Source organism: Bythopirellula sp. (assembly GCF_041737835.1).
Classification (GTDB): Bacteria; Planctomycetota; Planctomycetia; order Pirellulales; family Lacipirellulaceae; genus Bythopirellula.
Genome location: NZ_JBGSQY010000018.1, coordinates 93,983 through 112,944, shown reverse-complemented (window position 1 = coordinate 112,944; position 18,962 = coordinate 93,983). Strand labels below are relative to the sequence as shown.

Sequence of the window (18,962 nt, the reverse complement as noted above, 5' to 3'; positions counted from 1 at the left end):
CTGTCCAGCTGTGGCGGCCAAGAAAAGACATCTGTTCCAGATCGGTAGCGGCTAAAAAGAGTACCCGCGTTCCTGCCGGTTAGCCGCATCCTACCCCAACCAGGGGGTGATTTCAACAAAATTGTCTGGATTCTTTGATCCCAGGGTGTTCCACTGGTAGACGCAAAATGCTCGGGGCAAGATTTTGAAAATCTTTAGCAGATTTTCATGATTGCATAGGCACATGAAAGCGCAGTGCATCGGCTTTTTAAGCTCGAGACTTATTCCATGTCATCGATTTCACTGGTCGTCGTGTGGTCCGGTGCCTAATAACCATCTCCCCAAACTCCCGCACGCCGCTCTGCGTTACATCGCTCAGCTCTTCGATCGCAAGGTCCACGCTTTCAACAAACAATTCATTCGCCTCTGGCGAGCCCCCAAGCAAAGAAGAATCAGCAGTGGGCGGTGTGTAAGAATTTCCGAATATCAACGACACAGATGTTTCCTGATCGTCCTCATAAGTTCCGTATTCATCCTCAATACTTGCACTCAGCGCCGATAACGCCCCACCATAATATTCTTGCCAATCCGTCAAACTTCCCAAATTTGGATTACGCTGCCATGCCAGAAAATCGCGGCCCGTGATCACGCCGTCACCGTTGAAGTCACCAACAACGGGCGCGACTTGCATCTCCACGGCACCCATGTCGATACGGCCATTCACAACACGACCAAAGCCTGTGCCACGTTGGTCGAAAAAGGGTACCGGCGCCATATAGTAGCCAGCGTAGCCTCCCGCTTGAGATAAGGGATCTCCGGCATCAAGTGCCAGACTTCCCGACAATAAAGAATGAGTCAATGTGGGGCCACCATTGTCTCGCAAGGGGCCAAGTCGTGGATCAATTGGCGCGAGTGAGGTGCCGACCAAGCTCCCGGTCGATTGGAGGACATTTGATCCGTCTCCATTGCCAATCAGTGAGTAGTAAAGGAATGGTCGTGCCCCGATGTCGTCAGTGATTTCGTTGATGCTGGTATTGCCCGCGACAATGGTGTGAATCAGCTTGACCGATTGAGAGGTCGATTGCATGCCAATTCCACCACCCTCACCACCAGCGACGTTGTTGGCGATCGTGCTGGAGTAGACGAACAGCTCGTCGGTTCCCGAATAAACCCCTCCTCCCTCACCTCCCGCGGTATTTCCACTAATCGTGCTGGAGTTAATGACGAATTGCGCGGGTCCCGTTGCTGACAAGTGAAAGAAAATCCCGCCTCCACGCATGACGTCAAAGGGATCGGCTGAAAGGGCGTGATTGTCGAAAATTGTGCTTCCTTCCACAATGATCGCGCTAGAGGACGCGATGCCGTATATCCCGCCACCATTTCGCGCTTGATTATGAGCAATAGTGCTTGCAACGATATTCAGTTGTTTGCGGAATCCGTAATGAGAAATGCCACCTCCGCCTTCTTGAGAGGTGTTTCCCGTGATCGTGGAATTTGCAACCGTCAAAATCTCGCTCGAGAGGATTGCTCCCCCTTTGCCTTGAGTATCACCTCCCGTTAAGGTCAATTGTGCGATGGTTACCTCGACGCTCGTCGTAAATTTTTCGTCATCGATGTTGAAAACACGGTGGCCGTCGCCATTCTTGACTTCCGGAGTGGGGTCGCTCGAAGAGACATCCAGCGTTAACAAATCCTGACCCGGGCCAGTGATGATTGTTGAGTCGATGATCTGAATTTCACCGCGATAAAATGAAATCACTGCGGGGCCTGCGCTGACGAGCGCCGGTGCGAAGCTGATCGTGTCGAGCGTGCCAATGTTGCCGTTGGCAATTCCCACGGCTTCACGTAGCGACAAATGTCCCGCGCTCACGTTGCCATCAACAACGTCGGTCAAGGTATCGACAACCAGCGCCTGCTGCCCGAACGATTGACGTTCGTAAGCACCGATATCGATTCGGCCACCGGCAATCCGCGCAAACGGTCCTCCCCGACCATCAAAGAGCGGCACCGTGCCGACACCGGCAACCGCCCCGGTGTTACCCGCGTTGATCGCGGGACTACCCACCAGCAATTCGTAAGTCAGTCCGGCCCCTCCGTTGTTGCTTGACTCGGCAAGCAGGGCATCGATCACGCCGTGAGTGACGCCGCCGATCAAGTTTTTCTTGGCGTCCGGCGCGCCGACCGGTGCTTCCGCGAGTCCACTCTGCGCGTTGTTGCCAATCAGACTCGACTTCGCATCGAACACCACGCCGATCAAGCCCGTCAGATCAGGCCCCAGCGTTGCTTGGTTTTGCGCGACGATCGTGTGACTCAAGTCCACGGTGCTGGCCGCGGCAATAAACATGCCTCCGGCCGCCTGGTCGGTTTTATTACGCGCGATCGTGCTGTGCCGAATCGCAAGCGGCACCTGCGGAGTTCGCGACCAGAGATAAAGCCCCGCGCCATTTCCTTGGGCCTCATTGTCGCCAAGCGTGCTGGAAGTCACCGTCAGCGACGACTGCACGCGGGCAAACGCGCCACCTCCATCGCCATAAGAAGTATTGCCAGTGATCGAACTGGTCGTCATGGCGAGGTTGGCACCATAGAAATAAATCCCTCCGCCGTTGGTCTCAGAAAAATTGCCACTGATCGTGCTCATACTGATGGTCGCTTCATAAGCGCTCGCGTAAATCCCTCCAGCTCGTTGGCCCGAGTGGTTGTCGAGGAATGCGCTCCCGCCAATCGTCAAAAAGGTTCCTGACGTCCATAGGCCGCCACCATCCTCTTGAGCGCTATTGTTCCGAAACGTTGTGCCCGTAACCGAGAGTTGTCCATCGACACGGAAAATCCCTCCGCCGTCGGTGCCCGCTTCATTGCCCGAGATCAGGCTATCGACGATCGTCAGCGTATACAGACCAAAGTAGATACCGCCCCCCCGCGTGTTCGCAAGATTGTCAACGATCTTGCTCCCAGTGATCGTAAATTCCCCCCCTCCAAAAATTCCGCCCCCATAGCCGTTGTACGGATGCGTCGCGACGGCAAGATTGCCTTTGATAGTGCTGCCGGTGATTGTCGCGGTTCCATCTTTCATATTGATGGCGCCGCCGCGAATGTAGCCGACGTTCTCGCTCAGGGTGCTATCAACAATCGTGAGTGTGCTTTCGAACGTCACGGTCGATTCAGGGGAAAACACGCCACCTCCACCAGCCAGGGCCACATTGCGGCTCACCGTCGAACCGACAATCGTCAATTTGCTGGACGAAATTCCACCTCCGGTGCCGGCCGTCGTGTTGCTGTCCACGATACTGTCGACCAACAGGATGGGCCCCCCCTGAAGCCCCCCGCCGTTTTGAATAGAGCTGTTGCCTACGATGTTCGAGTTCGTAATTTCCTGATACGAACCTAGGATGCCGCCGCCATTCAATTCACTGTGATTGCCCGAGATTGTGCTGTTCAAAACGACGAGCGGACCCCATTCGTTCTCGCGTACCCGGATCACCCCACCGCCACGTCCCAGGGCCGTGTTGCCACTCAGCGTGGTTTCGTCGATCTCGAAGTTAGTTTCGCTGCTGTAGATTCCACCGCCATGCGAGTGAGAGTAATTCCCCTCCAGCATGCTCGCCGTGATCTTCAGTGCACCCCGGCTCGCATAAATGCCGCCTCCTTTGAGTATCGAACTGTTGCCGCTCACTTGGCTGTTGGTAATTGTCAGATTGCCCCACAGTTGGAAAATTCCACCGCCTCCCCGTTCGTTGCCGTTAAGGAGTGTGCCCGTGTTGCCATTCACGGTCGAGCCTGTGATCGTTAGCTGGGATTGATTATTCCTGATTCCACCCCCATATCCGCCTGTGTTGTTGTCGATCTTACTGTCGATCACGGTGAGACTGCCACGGTAGTTGCGGATTCCTCCGCCCCCGGTTGAAGCGGTGTTGCCTGTAATGTTGCTGCCGTTCACCTGAGTAAACGTGTTTTGGCTATGAAAACCTCCTCCACCGAACGCACTATTTCCACTCAACGTAGAATTGGTAATCGTGAGCGACCCGCTGGTAGTTGCGACTCCGCCTCCACGATTAGTCGCCGTATTCGAGTTGACAGTACTAGTAGTCAGCGTCAGCGAGACGTTGCTGAAAATTCCGCCGCCATAGCCGGTCGCCGCATTCTGACGGGTCACCACGTTCGTCAAAGCGAGTTGCTCGGCGTTGCGAATCGCGCCGCCATCTCCGCTCACATCGCCCCCCGTCAGAGTGAGATTGCGAATTGAAACGATGCGAGAAGTGTGCGTGCCATCGTCGATATTGAAAACCCGGCTGCCATCGCCGTTATCATTTGCGGATGTCGGATCGCTGCCGCTCGCGTCAATGATCATTCCACCCGCGGCCGGTCCTTGGATCGTGAGATTGTTAGTAATTCTCAATTCACCATGAGTCAGCGAGATCGTTCCGGCGAGCACCGAGAAGACAATTTCATCCGCCGCCGCAGTCGCGTTCGCATCGAAAATTGCTTGCCGCAAACTTCCCGGCAGTTGTCCCGCAGCTGTCACGGGCCCATCAAGCAGATTCGCGACCGTAAACGTCGCCAGCATCCGGCGATCTTCAAGCGGCTCGAGTTTGAGTTTGCGTGGCGTCATGCTCATGGTTTAGTCGACGAGAGAAGGTGCTACGATAGTTTCACTCTATTGTAGCTATAAGTGTGAAGAATACACCTTACCTGTGGTGCCATGCACAAAGCATTTTTGCAGGGGTTTTTTGCTTATCGAGCAAAAATCTTGGATTTTATGGAACGTCTCGCCACAAAATCGCCAAACTCCCGCACGCCGTAAGTCGAGATCGTGCTCAGTTCCTCAATCGCAAGGTCCAAGCTCTCCACAAACAATTCATTCGCCTCTGGCGAGCCCGCTTCAGCGGGCGGTGCGTAAGAATTTCCAAACATCAACGACACAGAGGTTTCCTCATCGTCCTCATAAGTTCCATATTGATCCTCAATACTCGCACTCAGCGCCGACAACTCCCCGCCACCATACTCTTCCTGCCAAGTTTCAAGATCATCACTGCTAAACGGATCGGGCGACTCTCCGCGCTGCCACGCCAGAAAATCACGCCCCGTCACCACGCCGTCGTCATTGTAATCCCCAGGCAACGAAACCTCGGCCTGCACTTCAAACGCACCCATATCGATCCGTCCATTCGCAACGCGGTCGAAACCCGCGCCGCGTTGATCGAAGTTCGGTGGTGAAGTGAACTCAGGATCACCCGCATCAATCGCCGGACTGTCGGGAAGTAGTGCATGGGTAAAGGTCGGCCCGCCGTTGTCCTGAAGCGGTTCAAGCAGCGGATCGACGTTCAAGAGATTGCCGCCACCTGTCATTGCGATAAGGTTAGTTGTATTTCCGATCAAGCTATTATCCACACTCAAGCTACCATCAGCGTCGTGACTAATATCATGCCCCGCTTCTGCGTGGACGGCCCTATTTCCGGCAACGATAGTATTGCGGATTACAAAAGGTGCTCCACCGGGTGAATAAAAATTGTATTGATAGATTCCACCCCCACGACCATCCACGGATCGATTGCCGGTAACTGTGCTGTTGCTGATCGTTACATCTTCATAAGCAAAAATTCCTCCGCCATCGGAATAATAGTCAGAGCATCTATTGCCACTTATCGTACTTTGAGTGATTGCCACGTTTCGTGCAAATGCACCTCCTCCAGAACCAGCTGACGAATTGCCGCTAAGCGTGCTGCTCACCAACTCTAAATCGTCGCAATAAATTCCTCCTCCTGAAGCACCACCCACACTAGCCTCAGTGCTATTGGCACTAACGGTGCTTTCGACAACGGTTAGATCAGCGGCAAAAATTCCTCCACCTTCCGCACTATATCCACTGGTACTATTGCCCGTTACCCTGCTTCGTGTGATCGTGGCGATAAAACCAGCCGATATTCCGCCGCCATCGGCCAGCCAGCCGGTCGTGCTGTTGTTGGCGACCAAGCTATCTGAAAGTGTCAAAGATCCTGCTGTTAAGAAGCCTGTAGAAATGGCTCCTCCGCGGGCATTTCTGCCAATTGTTCTATTGTCGATAAAGTTGCATCTCTCGACGACAACGTTGCCAGTCGCAGACAATGCACCCCCACGCGCGTCACGTCCACTTGTTGTACTGCCCTCGAATGTGCAACCCACAATCATAAGCGTGCCTAAAGTTGTCGAATTGACGGCACCCCCGGTTTGAGTCGCTCCTGTTGTCATGCCATTGACGAATGTTAATCCTTCGATTTCAAAATTCCCAGAAGCGGCAGTGATATTGAAGATTCGTGACTCATGCTGCGCGTCCAGAGTCAGCAACTCTCTGCCAGTTCCAACGATTGTTAGCGTCTCGGTGATTTGATACTCCCCTAATAGCAAAGTAATGGTCGTTGCGTTTCCATATACAGAAGCATCAAACGTTATGACATCTACGCCTACCAGGGAATTGGCATATTGAATTGCCTCGCGGAGTGATGTGAGATTATCGAACTGATCGACTACATCATTCTCCGTGGTGACCACTAAAGAAGGTTGCTCGACGAGACTTGCATATTCAAATGCACCCATATCGATCCGGCCATCCGCCACGCGAAAGAACTCCCTTTGATCCAGTTGTGGCACATTAAAGACGCCTGCTTGCGCGCTAGGATCGCCGCTATTGATAGCTGGACTTGTTGCGGCTAAGGCATGTGTTTTTGTGACTCCGCCATTGAACTGCAGCGGAGTCAAGCCAGCCGCAACATTCAATAAATTGCCCGACCCGGTGCTCGGAGTAATGCCACTGTCGGTGGGATTTTCGATCAAACTGTAATTGACATCTAATGCTCCCCCGGCATGGAATAATTCGGGATTGCTCAACAAAGCGGAATTGTCCGCGATAATTGTGTTGCTAATCGTGAGCGCGCCCGATGGGTGATTGATCGCTCCACCTCGAGAACTTGCCCCCGACGCTTGATTGTTAACTAGCGTGCTGTGATGGATGGTTGTCGCTCCTTCAACGCTCACGCCCGCGCCATGAGAGCTGTTGCCGGTTGTTCGATTCCCGCTAATCGTGCTATTGAAAACCGCGAGTGGGCCTCCATGGACTCCGCCGCCGAAGGCATTGGCCCCGGTGGTTTGATTGCTATCAATCGTGCTGCGGACGATGCTGATAGATCCAGCAAGGTTGTTTGCTATACCCCCGCCAACTGACGACTGCCCGGCGGTGGAGTTGCCGCTCATCGTGGATTCAAAGAGCCTTACCGAGCCTGACAGGTTAACAATACCTCCCCCGCGCGAGCTGACCCCTGTGGTTGCGTTGCCGTTGACAGCACTGCGAACGAGCGTCACTCCCGAGGCCGCATGAATTCCACCACCAGGTGCTTGCGACGCATCCGTTCGGTTGTAACTCACCGCACTGTCTTCAATCGTCACGGTGCCACCAGAGATGATACCCCCACCTCCGCCGCCAATACTCACTGAATTTGTTGCCGCCTGATTGCCAGACACGATGCTGTTCACAACTGTCGTCGATAGGCCGCTCGAGAGACCGCCGCCACTGTGTGTAGCGAAGTTGGCGATTACCCGACTATTGATGACAGTCAAGTCTTCAGTAGCGCTCAGCCCTCCGCCGGTTCTCGACGAGTTGTTCTCAACGATGCAATCAATAACGGTGAGTGATTTCGTCGTTGCGATTCCTCCGCCTCGCGCGGAGCTATTGTTATTGGCATTGTTCGTTATTGTACAGTCAATCGCTACGACCGATCCTTTGGCATAGACTCCACCACCACCATCTCGGGCATAGTTCCCATTGATATTGGTGTTAAATAACGTCAGAGTACCGGAACTTAGCGATTGAATTGCGCCCCCTTTCCCTGAAAACTGAAGTTGCCCATTAATCAAGCTCAGATTGTTGATGGAAACAGGGAAACTTTCACTGGACGTGTTGGGAACATCGATATTAAAGATGCGAGAACGATCATAGGGATTAATTGTCAATAAATCTCGGCCAGGGCCATTGATTGCCAACTCATTGGTGATTCGCAATTCACCGTACAATAAAGCAATTTGCCCCGAGACACCCGAGAACTCAATCTCATCAGCCCCGGACGCGGCATTGGCATCGAAGATCGCCTGGCGCAAACTCCCAGGCAGTTGACCCGCGGCGGTGACGGCGCCATCAAGCAGATTCGTCACAGTAAATGTCGCCAGCATCCGGCGATCTTCCAAAGACTCGACTCGTAGACGGCGACTCCGTGTCATGCTGAGAATCCTGTGAAATCAAATCTTGAAGGGAATAGAGAAGTCCGTTCATGATAGCGGCGAGACAACCCGGGTGCAAACAATTAGTGGCCACTCAGAATATTGGCTTTCTGATAGTCTGGAAGGAAATGTTTAACTTCGATTAAGAAAGATTAATAAATACGTGGCCAAATTTTTCACGCGATTTTGGCCGCGCGATATGGTATCAAGGGGGTGAAATCTCTCAGCGATCAGCCAGAGTAAATGCTGGATTCCCGCTTTCACGGGAATGACCGAACAGCCGCGAACACACTGTTGGGCAAGCCAACAGTGGCACCCCAAGCTGCGCGTTGAAACGTCGAGACCCGCTGAAGGTTGTAATGACGACGAGTACACATCAACTTGATCAATCCCGGGTCGTGACTAAGTTGACGAAGTTGAACAAGATGACAAAGTTCGCAGAAAGGGGTCAGGGGCCAGTGTTGAGAAGTCGTTCGTTCCCTCATCCCAAGCTCCCAGTCCCCCCAAACAGCTTGGCAACAGTTAAGAGACCCGCAAACCACGCAAACCTGGCCAACCTTGCAAAGCAGAACGAGAGGGGCCAGGGGCTGGAAGTCAGAGATCAGAAATTTCACATTGCGAAAATCAAAAACCACCACATCAAGGAGCAGGCATTTCAACAACCACAACACCTAGCCCCCAACCCCTAGACCCCAGCCCCTCATGTAACAACTCCCGCCGATTCACGCTTGGATATTCAGCCCTGAATTTTCGCCCTTCAAAGGAGTTCGCCATGAGCCTCGCATCCGCCCTCTATTCCCCGTTTCTGCCCGTTGCCGCTCCCCGCTGTGCTTGGGCCGAGTTGAGCACCGCCGCCGCGCCGGTCAGCGTGCATGCCATTGCTTCCCGCCGCGATGTTGCAGAATTTATCGAACTTCCCAAACGCATTCACCAACGCGATGCCAACTGGGTGGCCCCGCTCGACATGCAGGTTCGCGAGTTTCTCGATCCGAAGAAGCACCCGTTTTACAAGCACGGTGCCGCCCAAGCGTTTCTGGCTCGGCGCGACGGCCAGGTCGTTGGCCGCATCGTGGTCAGCGATGATCCCGCGTACAACAAAGTCCACGGCACGAATCTCGGATGCTTCGGCATGTTTGAAGTGATCGACGATGTCCGCACGGCGCGGGCATTGTTGGATCGCGCGTGTGCCTGGCTCCGCGCACGTGGCCGCACACAGATCATGGGCCCGGTCGATTATTCCACCAACTATCCCTGCGGTTTGTTGGTGGATGGTTTCGATACACCTCCCGTGGTGATGATGAACCATCAGCCCGCCTATTACGAACGGCTGTTCAAGCGATACGGTTTGGAGAAAGCCAAGGATTTGTATGCCTGGTGGTTCAGTCGAGAGCACAACATGGATGCCGCGTGGAGCGATCGCGTGACCCGATTGACCGAGCGCTATCAGGTGAAAGTTCGTCCGCTCGACATGAACGACTTCGACGCCGAGATCGCCCGTTGCAAACAGATTTATCATCAATCGTTGGAACAGAACTGGGGCTTCGTGAAAATGAGCGATGCCGAGTTCGATCATTTGGCTCGCGATCTCAAGCGACTCGCGGTTCCTGAATTGGTTCAATTCGCCGAAGTCGACGGCAAGCAAGTAGGCGTCTCGATCACGCTGCCGAATATCAACGAAGCGATTCAGCCGCTGGGTGGTCGTTTGATGAACGGCGGTTTGCCAATTGGACTCATTCGACTTGCCATGCGGTTGAAGAAGATTCGCACGGGGCGTTTGGCGGTGTTGGGAGTCGTTCCCGGCTATCGCAAACGGGGTGTGGCCGAGTCGCTAATCTGGCAAACCCTGCGTACGAGTATCGATAAGTTCGATTACCAAGGTGCCGAATGCAGTTGGACGCTCGAAGACAACACGCTCGTGAACCGAATGATCGAACGGGTGGGGGGCAAGAAGTACAAAACCTATCGCATCTTTAGCAAGTCGTTAGTTTGCTAATTTGCCGATAATGATCGAGGCATTATGCCCGCCGAAGCCGAAGCTGTTGCTCATCGCCCGGCGAATGGGTCGCTCCTGCGGAGCATTGGGCGTGTAGTTGAGATCGCAATCGGGGTCGGGCGTGTCGAGGTTGATCGTTGGCGGGGCGATCTGATCGCGAAGCGCCAGGGCACACATCACAAGTTCGATGCCGCCACTCGCTCCGAGCGAATGACCCAGTTGGCTCTTAGTGCTCGAGACATTCAGCTTGAACGCTTGGTCTTCAAACACGCGCTTGACGGCGATTGTTTCCGCCTTATCGCCGAGCGGTGTGCTCGTGCCGTGGGCGTTGATGTAGTCGATGTCGGTCGGATTGAGTTGGCCATCGATCAGCGCGTTGACCATCGCCCGCGCGGCACCGGTCCCTTCGGCGTCGGGTTGGGTGATGTGACCCGCGTCGGCGCTGGCACCATAGCCGAGGACTTCAGCGTAAATCCGTGCACCGCGAGCTTTGGCGAATTCCAATTCTTCAAAAACCAGGATGCCGGCCCCTTCAGAAAGTACGAAGCCGTCGCGGTCGATATCGAACGGCCGGCTGGCCTTCGTGGGACTGTCATTTCGCGTGGAGAGCGCCTTCATATTCGAGAAGCCAGCCAGGCTAATTGGCTGCATTGCCGATTCGGTCCCGCCGGTGAGCATCACATCGGCTTCGCCGTAGCGAATCGCCTTGAACGCTTCACCCATCGCGTTGGTGGCACTCGCACAGGCGGTCGCGACGGCATAATTCGGACCACGAATCCCAAAGTGAATCGAAAGTTGACCGCTCGCCGCGTTGAGCATCATCTTAGGAACAGTAAAGGGCGAGACTTTGTCATGGCCTCTGGCGAGCAGACGATCGTGCTGGGAAATAATTTCGCCCAATCCCCCGATCCCCGAGCCAATGATGGCTCCCGATCGAAAGCGATCAGATTTCTCGAAGTCGATTCCCGCATCTTTGACCGCATCGATACCGGCGACCAACGCAAATTGCGTGAAGCGGTCAATCCGCTTTTCTTCCTTGGTGTCGATGTAGCCTTCGACGGTCCAGTCATACACTTCGCCGCCGAAGCGCACCTTGTAGTCGCTGGCGTCGAAATGGCGGATCTCATGAATGCCGCTTTGGCACTCAAGAATCTTCTGCCAGAGGTCAGGGATCTGGCATGACAGCGGGGTGACGACCCCCATTCCGGTAATGACAACGCGGCGATTCATCTGGAAATTCTTCGACTATCAAGAGCAAAGAGGCAAGCAACAGCAAACCGCGGCGTGGTTGTCCACGTCGCGGATCTGTCGGGCTGAATCCCGCAAAGCATCTCGTGAATCGCTTTGCCGGGAATTGGCAAAGCAGAGACTTACTTGTTCTGTTCGATGAAATCCACGGCCTGACCGACGGTTTGGATTTTTTCCGCGGCGTCGTCGGGGATGTTGATGTCGAATTCTTCTTCGAGTTCCATGACCAACTCGACCGTGTCGAGAGAGTCGGCACCCAAGTCGTTCACAAACGAGGTTTCCGGCGAGATCTTGTCTTTATCGACGCCCAATTGCTCCGCCACGATGTCAGTAACGCGTTCCAGTGTTGAGGCCACTTGGATGGTCTCCTTTAACCCAGTAAATGAAATATGACAATGAAGCCGTTGCTTGCGAGAAGGTCACCGCCCAAAACCCGCCAACGACTTCAACCCTGTGTACTGTTCAACAATCCCTAGTTATTCCAAGCGGAAAAACCTGCTCGCTGTCACAACATCTCAGTTGAGGCAAGCTTTGCAAGCGATTTAAAATAGATCGTTCCCGCGAAGGTGGTCAAGATATACAGTTTCTTCCGATTGGTGTCTAGGTCGCCTCGGCTACGCCGGTCGTCGGCAACCCGTGAACTGCTAAGCAGTTAGGCCGCCGTCGATCACCAAAGTTTGTCCCGTCACGTAGGCCCCCGAATCGCTGGATAGGTAAAGCACCGCGTCGGCGATTTCCTCGGGTTCTCCCTGACGTTGCAGCGGTACGGCCGCCTTGATTCGTTCCATCACCAGGTCCTCGCCGGCCGCTTTCATCAGGGCCGCCGTCATGTCGGTGGCGATAAACCCGGGGCAAATCGCGTTGACGGTGATCTGACGACGCTTGCTGGCCAGTTCGCGGGCCAGCGTTTGCGTAAACCCGATGACGCCCGCCTTCGAGGCCGAGTAGTTGCACTGAGCCGGATTTCCCATGATGCCCGACGTGCTGGAAATGTTGATGATCCGACCTGTTTTGGTTCGCATCATCGCCCCGGCCGCCGCTCGCGAGAACAGGAACACGCTGCGCAAATTGGTGGCAATTACGTCGTCCCATTCTTCGTCAGTCATGCGGGGGAGGAGCGTATCCCGCGTGATCCCGGCGTTGTTCACCAAAATATCAAGCCGTCCCCAGTCAGCGACAACTGTGTCGACCACGTTCGTGGCTGCTGCCGAATCAGCGACGTCGCAGGCAAAAACGGCAGCGGTTCCTCCCGCAGCGGTGATCTCGGCGGCGGTTTCGGCGAGCTTGTCGGCGCTGCGGGCCACGAGAGCCACCTTGGCTCCCGCTCGGGCGAGCGTGACGGCGATCGACTTACCAATACCCCGCGAGGCACCGGTCACAACGGCCGTCTTGCCGGTGAGATCAACTTGAATTCTGCGTGATGGATTGTCTGACATTTCACTACCTTTATTTTAATTAACCACTAAGGCGCAAAGCACACGAATAAGCTTTGAGGAGCAATCTCTCAAATCAAAACGAATAAACTTTGTGCCCTTTGAGTCTTTGTGGTTCAAATTTTTACGCCTCGACGCTTTCACAGGGGAACTTGCGATCGATGCGTTTCAATAATCCTTTGAGCACCTTGCCGGGTCCGATTTCGTAGCACTGCTCGATGCCAAAATCCTTGAGCAGCCACTGGAGCGAATCTTCCCACAGCACGGGTGCGACAACTTGTTTTTGTAGTAAGGCGCGAATCTCCGCCGGATCGTCGTGCGGACGGGCGTCGACGTTAGAAACCACGGGAATTCGCGGCTTTTTGATGTCGACTTCGGCCAGAGCCCCGGCCAAGCGTGCCACGGCCGACTGCATCAGCGGCGTGTGAAAGGCCCCCGCCACGGCGAGCGGAATCACCTTCATCGCCCCGGCGGCTTCAGCCAGCGGCGTGATTCGTTCGCAGGCCGCCTTGCTCCCCGAGACAACAATATTGCCCGGGCACAGGTAATTGGCGAGCTGCAAAACGTCGTCGCCGCGAGCTTCGTCCACGAGCTTTTGCAATTGTTCGCGTTCCATCCCCAACACGCTCACCATACCGCTGGGCGAAGCATTGGCGGCGTCTTGCATCGCTTGGCCACGGACCTGAACGACGCGCAGGCCGGAATCGAAATCCAGCGCGCCGGCGAAGACCAAGGCCGTGTATTCGCCGAGGCTCAATCCGGCCGTGGCGGCACACGCTTCGACGACCGCGGGATTGTCTTGTTTCAATTGCTCAAGCGCTGCCAAGCTGCACACGAACAACGCGGGCTGGCTGTAAACGGTCGAGTTGAGCTTTTCAGCGGGACCGTTGGTGCAGAGTTCCAACAGGTCATAGCCCAGAATGTCGGCCGCACGGGCAAAGAGTTCTTGGGCGCGTGGCAACGACGCAGCGAGTGCGGCCCCCATGCCGACGGCTTGAGCCCCCTGACCAGGAAAGAGAAAGGCAGTTTTGGTCACGGCAGCCTGGCCTCACTAAGATGCAGTCCCCCTCGCCAGCACTCTGAGAGGGGGGAGGGGAGGGTCTACTCCTCGATTTCGACCATCGCGCGGCCTTGATAGTGGCCACAGTTGGGGCAGACAACGTGCGAGGGGCTCGGCGTGCTGCACTTCGGGCAAGCCTGCAATTGGCGAGGCTTCAAAAAGTCGTGCGAACGACGCTTGCCGGAACGGGAGTTCGAATGTTTGCGTTTGGGGACAGCCATGGCTCGCGCCTTCCAACTTACTAATGTCTGTGAGCAATTGGTAAACCACCCAGAATACTGGCTTTTTGGGCTAAGTGTCAATGCCCGGTTTTGAGCGAAACACCGACAAAAAGCAGCGATTTGGAGCCCCTAGCCGGAGAGCCACGCCCTCCGGGATTCCCGGATCGCGTTGCGACCCGGCTAGGGGGCGTTGGGATCTTTGGTTTTGGTTTCCTCTACATCATCAATTTTGGGAAGAGGAAAGACCAAACTATTGGCACTCCCGTAACCTTCCTGTGTTTGAAACTTGTAAACCATTAGGTGAGGTTGCTCCACAATCGGTGCGGGTGATATCCCTTCACCGCCATAAACGCCGGCCGTGACATTCACATCATCTCCTAGATCGCCTGGAAAATGAGCGAACTCCATGAGTTTGTAATTCTCGACGCCTACGCTCCAGAACAGTGGTGTCTCCGCGGGAATCTCGGGTGGCGGTGCATTGGCATCGTTGTAACGACCAAGAACCAGCGGAAGATCCAGTCCTCCAGGGTGATAAGCAAACGGCTTGCCCGAGTATGGGTCGTTGATCATCTGTGGCAGATAATCAGGAACTAGTGCCGCCAGTTCATCAGGATACTGACCGTGATCGATTCGATAGGCCAGCAACGCTAACTGCACGAGGAGCGCGCGGCGATTTGTTTCAAAATTCGTGTAGACTTGAAGCAGATGACGCAAATCTCCTGAGCGACGAAACTCTTCCGCGACCAAAAAACTGGTGGCACAAGCCTCGGCAAGCTGATTGGCGCCTCGATATCCTTCGGGATGAAGATCATCCATAATAGGATGAATTGCGAACATGCCTGTCCAAGGGGCGCTTCTCAGATCGTTACGGAGTTGTGTTGCTGCTTCCACATTGCCAATTGAGTTCTCTGTCGCATTGATGAGACGTTGAGTTTGAAAGATGTACTCTCTTGTCAGCGCGGCGGAGATATCGAGGGCTTGAAGGGCTCGTGCCTGCTCCCCAGGCAAGCGGTTGAGAATCGTGGGCAATTGATTGAGCTGATTGCTTGGCGGTTGTATCTCAAGAATGATCTGCCGTACGCGTTCACGGTCAGCGTAAACAACGCTCGTAAGTGGTGGCAGCTGTTTAAAGAATTTTTCCAGTGTGGGAATCGCGGCCTTGAGTCGTTCGCTGGTTTGATCGGGGGCTTGGGCCCATTCCAATATCGCGGCGAATGTTTGTGTGAAGCTGCCTGAGTCGTTGGCTTGAAGTTCGTGGGCAAATTGCGAGCTAGTTTGATAGCGCAGCTTGTATCCCAGGAGTCTCAAGTTCGCGCATAATCGCTCGAAGGCAACATCGAGCAGACCTCGAGCTCTTAGTTGTATAGCATCTTGTAGAAGGAGCTGATGAAGTATTTGAAGATAGCGTCCGCTGCGCGAGCCACGCAGCACATGTTCCGCCGGAAAGACGCAATCTTTTTGATCGATAAGCACGGTCAACTTCCGAGCGAGTACTTGTAAGTGTTCAAAAGTGGTAGCCAGGTGAGAATTGGGACCTAGAAGGAATCTTTCTTCGTGGTCGTCAATTTCCGCCGCGAGACGTTCATACGCGAGTGCGGTTTGCGAGAATTCATTCTTGTGGGATTGGTAGCCAAACTCTTCTGCTGCAAACGGTTTCTCGAGCCATGATTTACCATGGGTGAGTACTTTTGATTGCGCAGTTTGCTTTGAAACTTCAAGCTGCATCATACGCCCTGCCGGCACCATGCCGAGCATCACAGCCAGCGGTGCGAACAGTGCCAACGCTGGAACAATCCAGTGGCGCCAGTGGTTCTTGCCGAGGATCCAGTTCGGCGTCCGCAGCCATGTGGCGAGCAGCGCGGCGCTGCCAATTGGCAGAATGAACCACAGGGAATTCATCTCCCACAGGTACATCAGCACCGACCAGACCGCGAGAATAACAGCGAACAGAATGGCCAGGAAACCAGAGAGCAGCGATTGCTTAAGCAGCATCGAACAAAGTTGGCCGACGCCATAGGCCGCGATGAAGGCAGTCCACGCGGCGATAACCCCACGCACGTAAGTCGACTGCATATATTCGAACCGCCACGCTTGCGCGAGTTTCGGGTCGCCGGTCGAAAACTCTCGTCCGAGCCATTCTGTGTGATAGCTCCAACGTCCTTCGAAATAGTTCTTTACTTCGTTGTGGAGAACATTTTGCATCAGCCACGAACCGGCGAGATGAATCACAATTCCAAGCAACAACACAACCCCGAACCAGACAACGTGCCGCGCCAGCCATACGTAGCGCGGCTTTGCAGCGTGGGTCGCGAGAAACAGCCGATGATCGCGCTGCTGATCGGCGCGGAAGGCGAGGGCACCCAACAGGGCCGGGGGAATCAACGCCACAAACGGCAGAGATTTGAGAAAGTCACGGGGTGAACTGATATAAGCTGGCAGCATGAGGGCTGTCATTAGCACAGCCGAGATCGCAATCGCGGCCAGCATCATCTTCCAGGATTCTCGCCACGTTTGCCATAAAAGCCGCGTGAACATCTTGGTTCTTGGCCACGCGGCGGTGTGAACACGAGCATGTGTGTTGCTTGCTGGTAGGTCGATGGTCATCGCACGATGCGAAACTCGTTCGTGCTTACGGCGAGGATAAAGCCATTGGCTGGCGAGGACAGAATCGAGGATCAACACGGCCAGACAGATCAGCAGTCGACCCGGCACGGCGGCCCGATAGCCCTCCAGCGAAAAGGCATCATAAGCATCGGTCGTGCCCAGGATCGCCACCTGTGCGCCGAGTGAGGCACAAGCCATCGCGGCCACGGCGGCAAGCAAGGGTTGCTTCCACCAGAGTGAGAACAAAAGTCCCCAGGCGAGTCCTTCGAGTATACCCACGCCACCGAGTGCAAAGGCGAGTTCAGCGTGACGTGAATTCGCCCATGTGTAGTTGGCGAGAAACCAACTTGTGAGCGAAAGCACACAACCAAGTGCCACGGCTGTAGCAAAAGCCATGACAAGCTTGGTGGCGATGATGGGCGTTGCATTTCCAGGGAGGAGTCGCAAATAGTCGCGTGTGCGTTCTTCCGTTTCGGCGCAGAACATCGTGATCGCGGCGCCAACGGAATAAAGTGCCGCGGCAATCCAGGCGACGAGAAATCCTCCTTCCGGATAAGTCCGCATCGTGCTAGACGTGAGGACGTAGGGAAGGATTTGAAGGAATAAGCCAATCAGAAACGATGCCACCCACAGCCCGCGGAGCATGCGGTACTCTTTCCAGGCAAACCGCGTGACGAGTGGTCGCGACGAGTTGATGCTGAGGGTGTTCATGAGTCACCTGCAATTCCCCCGCCAACGCCCAGGGATTGCAATCCCTGGGCGTTGGACAAGTCTTGTGCGGTACTTGGTCTTTCACTTCCCATATACGCCACGAAGATTTCTTCCAGCGACGGCGTTCGCGATTCCACGGCTAGCACGTCCGCTTGTGCTGTGAGCGTGTTAAAATCGATGTCTTCATCGCTGCGTACGACAAGCTGCCATTGCTTGCCCCGTTGCCGACGGGCGATCACTTGGCCAGGAATCTCCGGTTCGCGCGTGCCGTTCATCGTGAACGTGAGCTCATGAATCTGGCACTTGAGCCGATCCAGCGACTCGACGACCAATAACTCACCTTCACGAACAATTGCCACGATGTCGGCCACCCGTTCGACTTCACCAATTTGATGGCTGGAAAGAAATACCGTACGTCCCGCGGCGGCGATATCGACCATGCTTTCCAAGAATTCGCGCCGCACGAGCGTGTCGAGCCCTGAGGTGGGTTCGTCGAGAATCAAAAGTTCAGGCTGAGGCGAAAGCGACAGGGAGAGCGAAACTTTGGCGCGCATTCCTTTCGACATTTGCGAGATCTTGCGGTCGGTCGGCACGCGAAATTGTTCGAGCAGCTTGCGGTATTCGTGTTCGTACGGTTCGGGATAAAAGCCAGCGGTGAACCAGCCGATTTCCGCGGCAGTCATCCATTCATACAGGGCAGGGCGTTCGGGGACGTAACCCACGCGGCGGCGGATTTCATCGCCCGCGCGTTGGCAATCGAGGCCCAGCATTTCGAGTTTGCCGGTGGTGGGTTCTTCCAATCCCAGCAAGAGTTTGATTGTGGTCGTCTTGCCGGCGCCGTTTTCCCCCAGCAGTGCGAAGACCGTCCCCGAGGGAACGCTGAACGACACGTCGTTGAGCGCGACATGATTGCCGAAGCGCTTTGATACGCGCGTTACAACAATGGCAGGCTTTGGATCGCTCATGATTTTCCTCGCTGCCGCTTGGCGGCTTCCAATTCGGCGGTGAAAAGTTCTTGAAGCTCTTTGTCTTCGAGGCCGCTCAGATGGGCCTCGGTGAGCACGTCGTTGAGTCGTTGGCGAATCAACCGTTTGCGGTCGGCCTGGCAACCGCGCCGCGCGCCACTTTCCACGGCGAGGCCCGTGCCACGCACCGCGGCGATGACCCCTTCGTCTTGCAATTGGCGATAAGCGCGGGCGACCGTGTTGGGATTGATCGCCAGTTCCTTGGCGAGCTCGCGCACGCTGGGAACAAGCTCGCCGGCAGTGAGTGTGCCATCGGCGACGGCAAACTTCACTTGCCGGACGATTTGATCGTAAACCGCCAAACCGTTATGTGCGTCGATGTGAAGAAACATAAGCGGCACAATCAAGAAGAGAGATGTGTACTACTGTGATAGTACGGTAGGCGATGCTGGCGGCGATGTCAACACAAGGGCAGCAAAAAAATTTGCGCAAGCTAGAGAATATAAA

11 protein-coding genes are annotated in these 18,962 nt (G+C 54.9%); 1 reads left to right on the top strand and 10 read right to left on the bottom strand.

All coding sequences use genetic code 11. The annotated features are described in order from the left end of the window. Positions 1-247: 247 nt before the first annotated feature. A complete protein-coding gene (locus AC6T8Q_RS04030; protein ID WP_500677855.1) occupies positions 248-4,585 on the bottom strand; it encodes a beta strand repeat-containing protein in 4,338 nt (1,445 codons plus the stop codon). Between the two features lie 122 nt (positions 4,586-4,707). Continuing rightward, positions 4,708-8,220 carry a choice-of-anchor Q domain-containing protein gene (locus AC6T8Q_RS04025; protein ID WP_500677854.1) on the bottom strand — a complete coding sequence of 1,171 codons (3,513 nt, stop codon included), beginning with the start codon at positions 8,218-8,220 and terminating at the stop codon, positions 4,708-4,710. A gap of 772 nt (positions 8,221-8,992) precedes the next feature. Here AC6T8Q_RS04025 and AC6T8Q_RS04020 point away from each other — a divergent pair. After that, a complete protein-coding gene (locus AC6T8Q_RS04020; protein ID WP_500677853.1) occupies positions 8,993-10,213 on the top strand; it encodes a GNAT family N-acetyltransferase in 1,221 nt (406 codons plus the stop codon). Here the strand turns inward: AC6T8Q_RS04020 and fabF are convergent. The 8 genes from fabF to AC6T8Q_RS03980 all read right to left on the bottom strand — a co-directional run bounded on the left by fabF (position 10,202) and on the right by AC6T8Q_RS03980 (position 18,847). After that, on the bottom strand, positions 10,202-11,443 hold the full coding sequence (gene fabF, locus AC6T8Q_RS04015; RefSeq protein ID WP_500677852.1) for a beta-ketoacyl-ACP synthase II: 1,242 nt from the start codon (positions 11,441-11,443) through the stop codon (positions 10,202-10,204). The two genes, AC6T8Q_RS04020 and fabF, sit on opposite strands and share 12 nt — an antisense overlap. A gap of 140 nt (positions 11,444-11,583) precedes the next feature. Beyond that, positions 11,584-11,817, bottom strand: coding sequence for an acyl carrier protein (locus AC6T8Q_RS04010; protein WP_496921595.1), 234 nt, complete (start codon positions 11,815-11,817; stop codon positions 11,584-11,586). 288 nt (positions 11,818-12,105) lie between these two features. Further along, on the bottom strand, positions 12,106-12,897 hold the full coding sequence (fabG, locus tag AC6T8Q_RS04005; protein WP_500677851.1) for a 3-oxoacyl-[acyl-carrier-protein] reductase: 792 nt from the start codon (positions 12,895-12,897) through the stop codon (positions 12,106-12,108). A 121-nt stretch (positions 12,898-13,018) separates the two neighbouring features. Then, positions 13,019-13,930 (bottom strand): ACP S-malonyltransferase, encoded by a 912-nt coding sequence (fabD, locus tag AC6T8Q_RS04000; RefSeq protein WP_500677850.1) that lies wholly within the window; start codon positions 13,928-13,930, stop codon positions 13,019-13,021. 65 nt (positions 13,931-13,995) lie between these two features. Then, positions 13,996-14,175 carry a 50S ribosomal protein L32 gene (rpmF, locus tag AC6T8Q_RS03995; protein WP_500677849.1) on the bottom strand — a complete coding sequence of 60 codons (180 nt, stop codon included), beginning with the start codon at positions 14,173-14,175 and terminating at the stop codon, positions 13,996-13,998. A 180-nt stretch (positions 14,176-14,355) separates the two neighbouring features. Further along, the gene (locus AC6T8Q_RS03990; protein WP_500677848.1) at positions 14,356-17,490 is read right to left on the bottom strand and encodes a hypothetical protein; all 3,135 of its coding nucleotides are present in this window, start codon (positions 17,488-17,490) and stop codon (positions 14,356-14,358) included. Further along, positions 17,487-18,455 carry an ABC transporter ATP-binding protein gene (locus AC6T8Q_RS03985; protein ID WP_500677847.1) on the bottom strand — a complete coding sequence of 323 codons (969 nt, stop codon included), beginning with the start codon at positions 18,453-18,455 and terminating at the stop codon, positions 17,487-17,489. Before AC6T8Q_RS03985 ends, AC6T8Q_RS03990 begins: the two co-directional genes overlap by 4 nt. Further along, positions 18,452-18,847 carry a GntR family transcriptional regulator gene (locus AC6T8Q_RS03980; protein ID WP_496921601.1) on the bottom strand — a complete coding sequence of 132 codons (396 nt, stop codon included), beginning with the start codon at positions 18,845-18,847 and terminating at the stop codon, positions 18,452-18,454. The genes AC6T8Q_RS03985 and AC6T8Q_RS03980 overlap by 4 nt, the downstream gene beginning before the upstream one ends. Positions 18,848-18,962 lie beyond the last annotated feature (115 nt).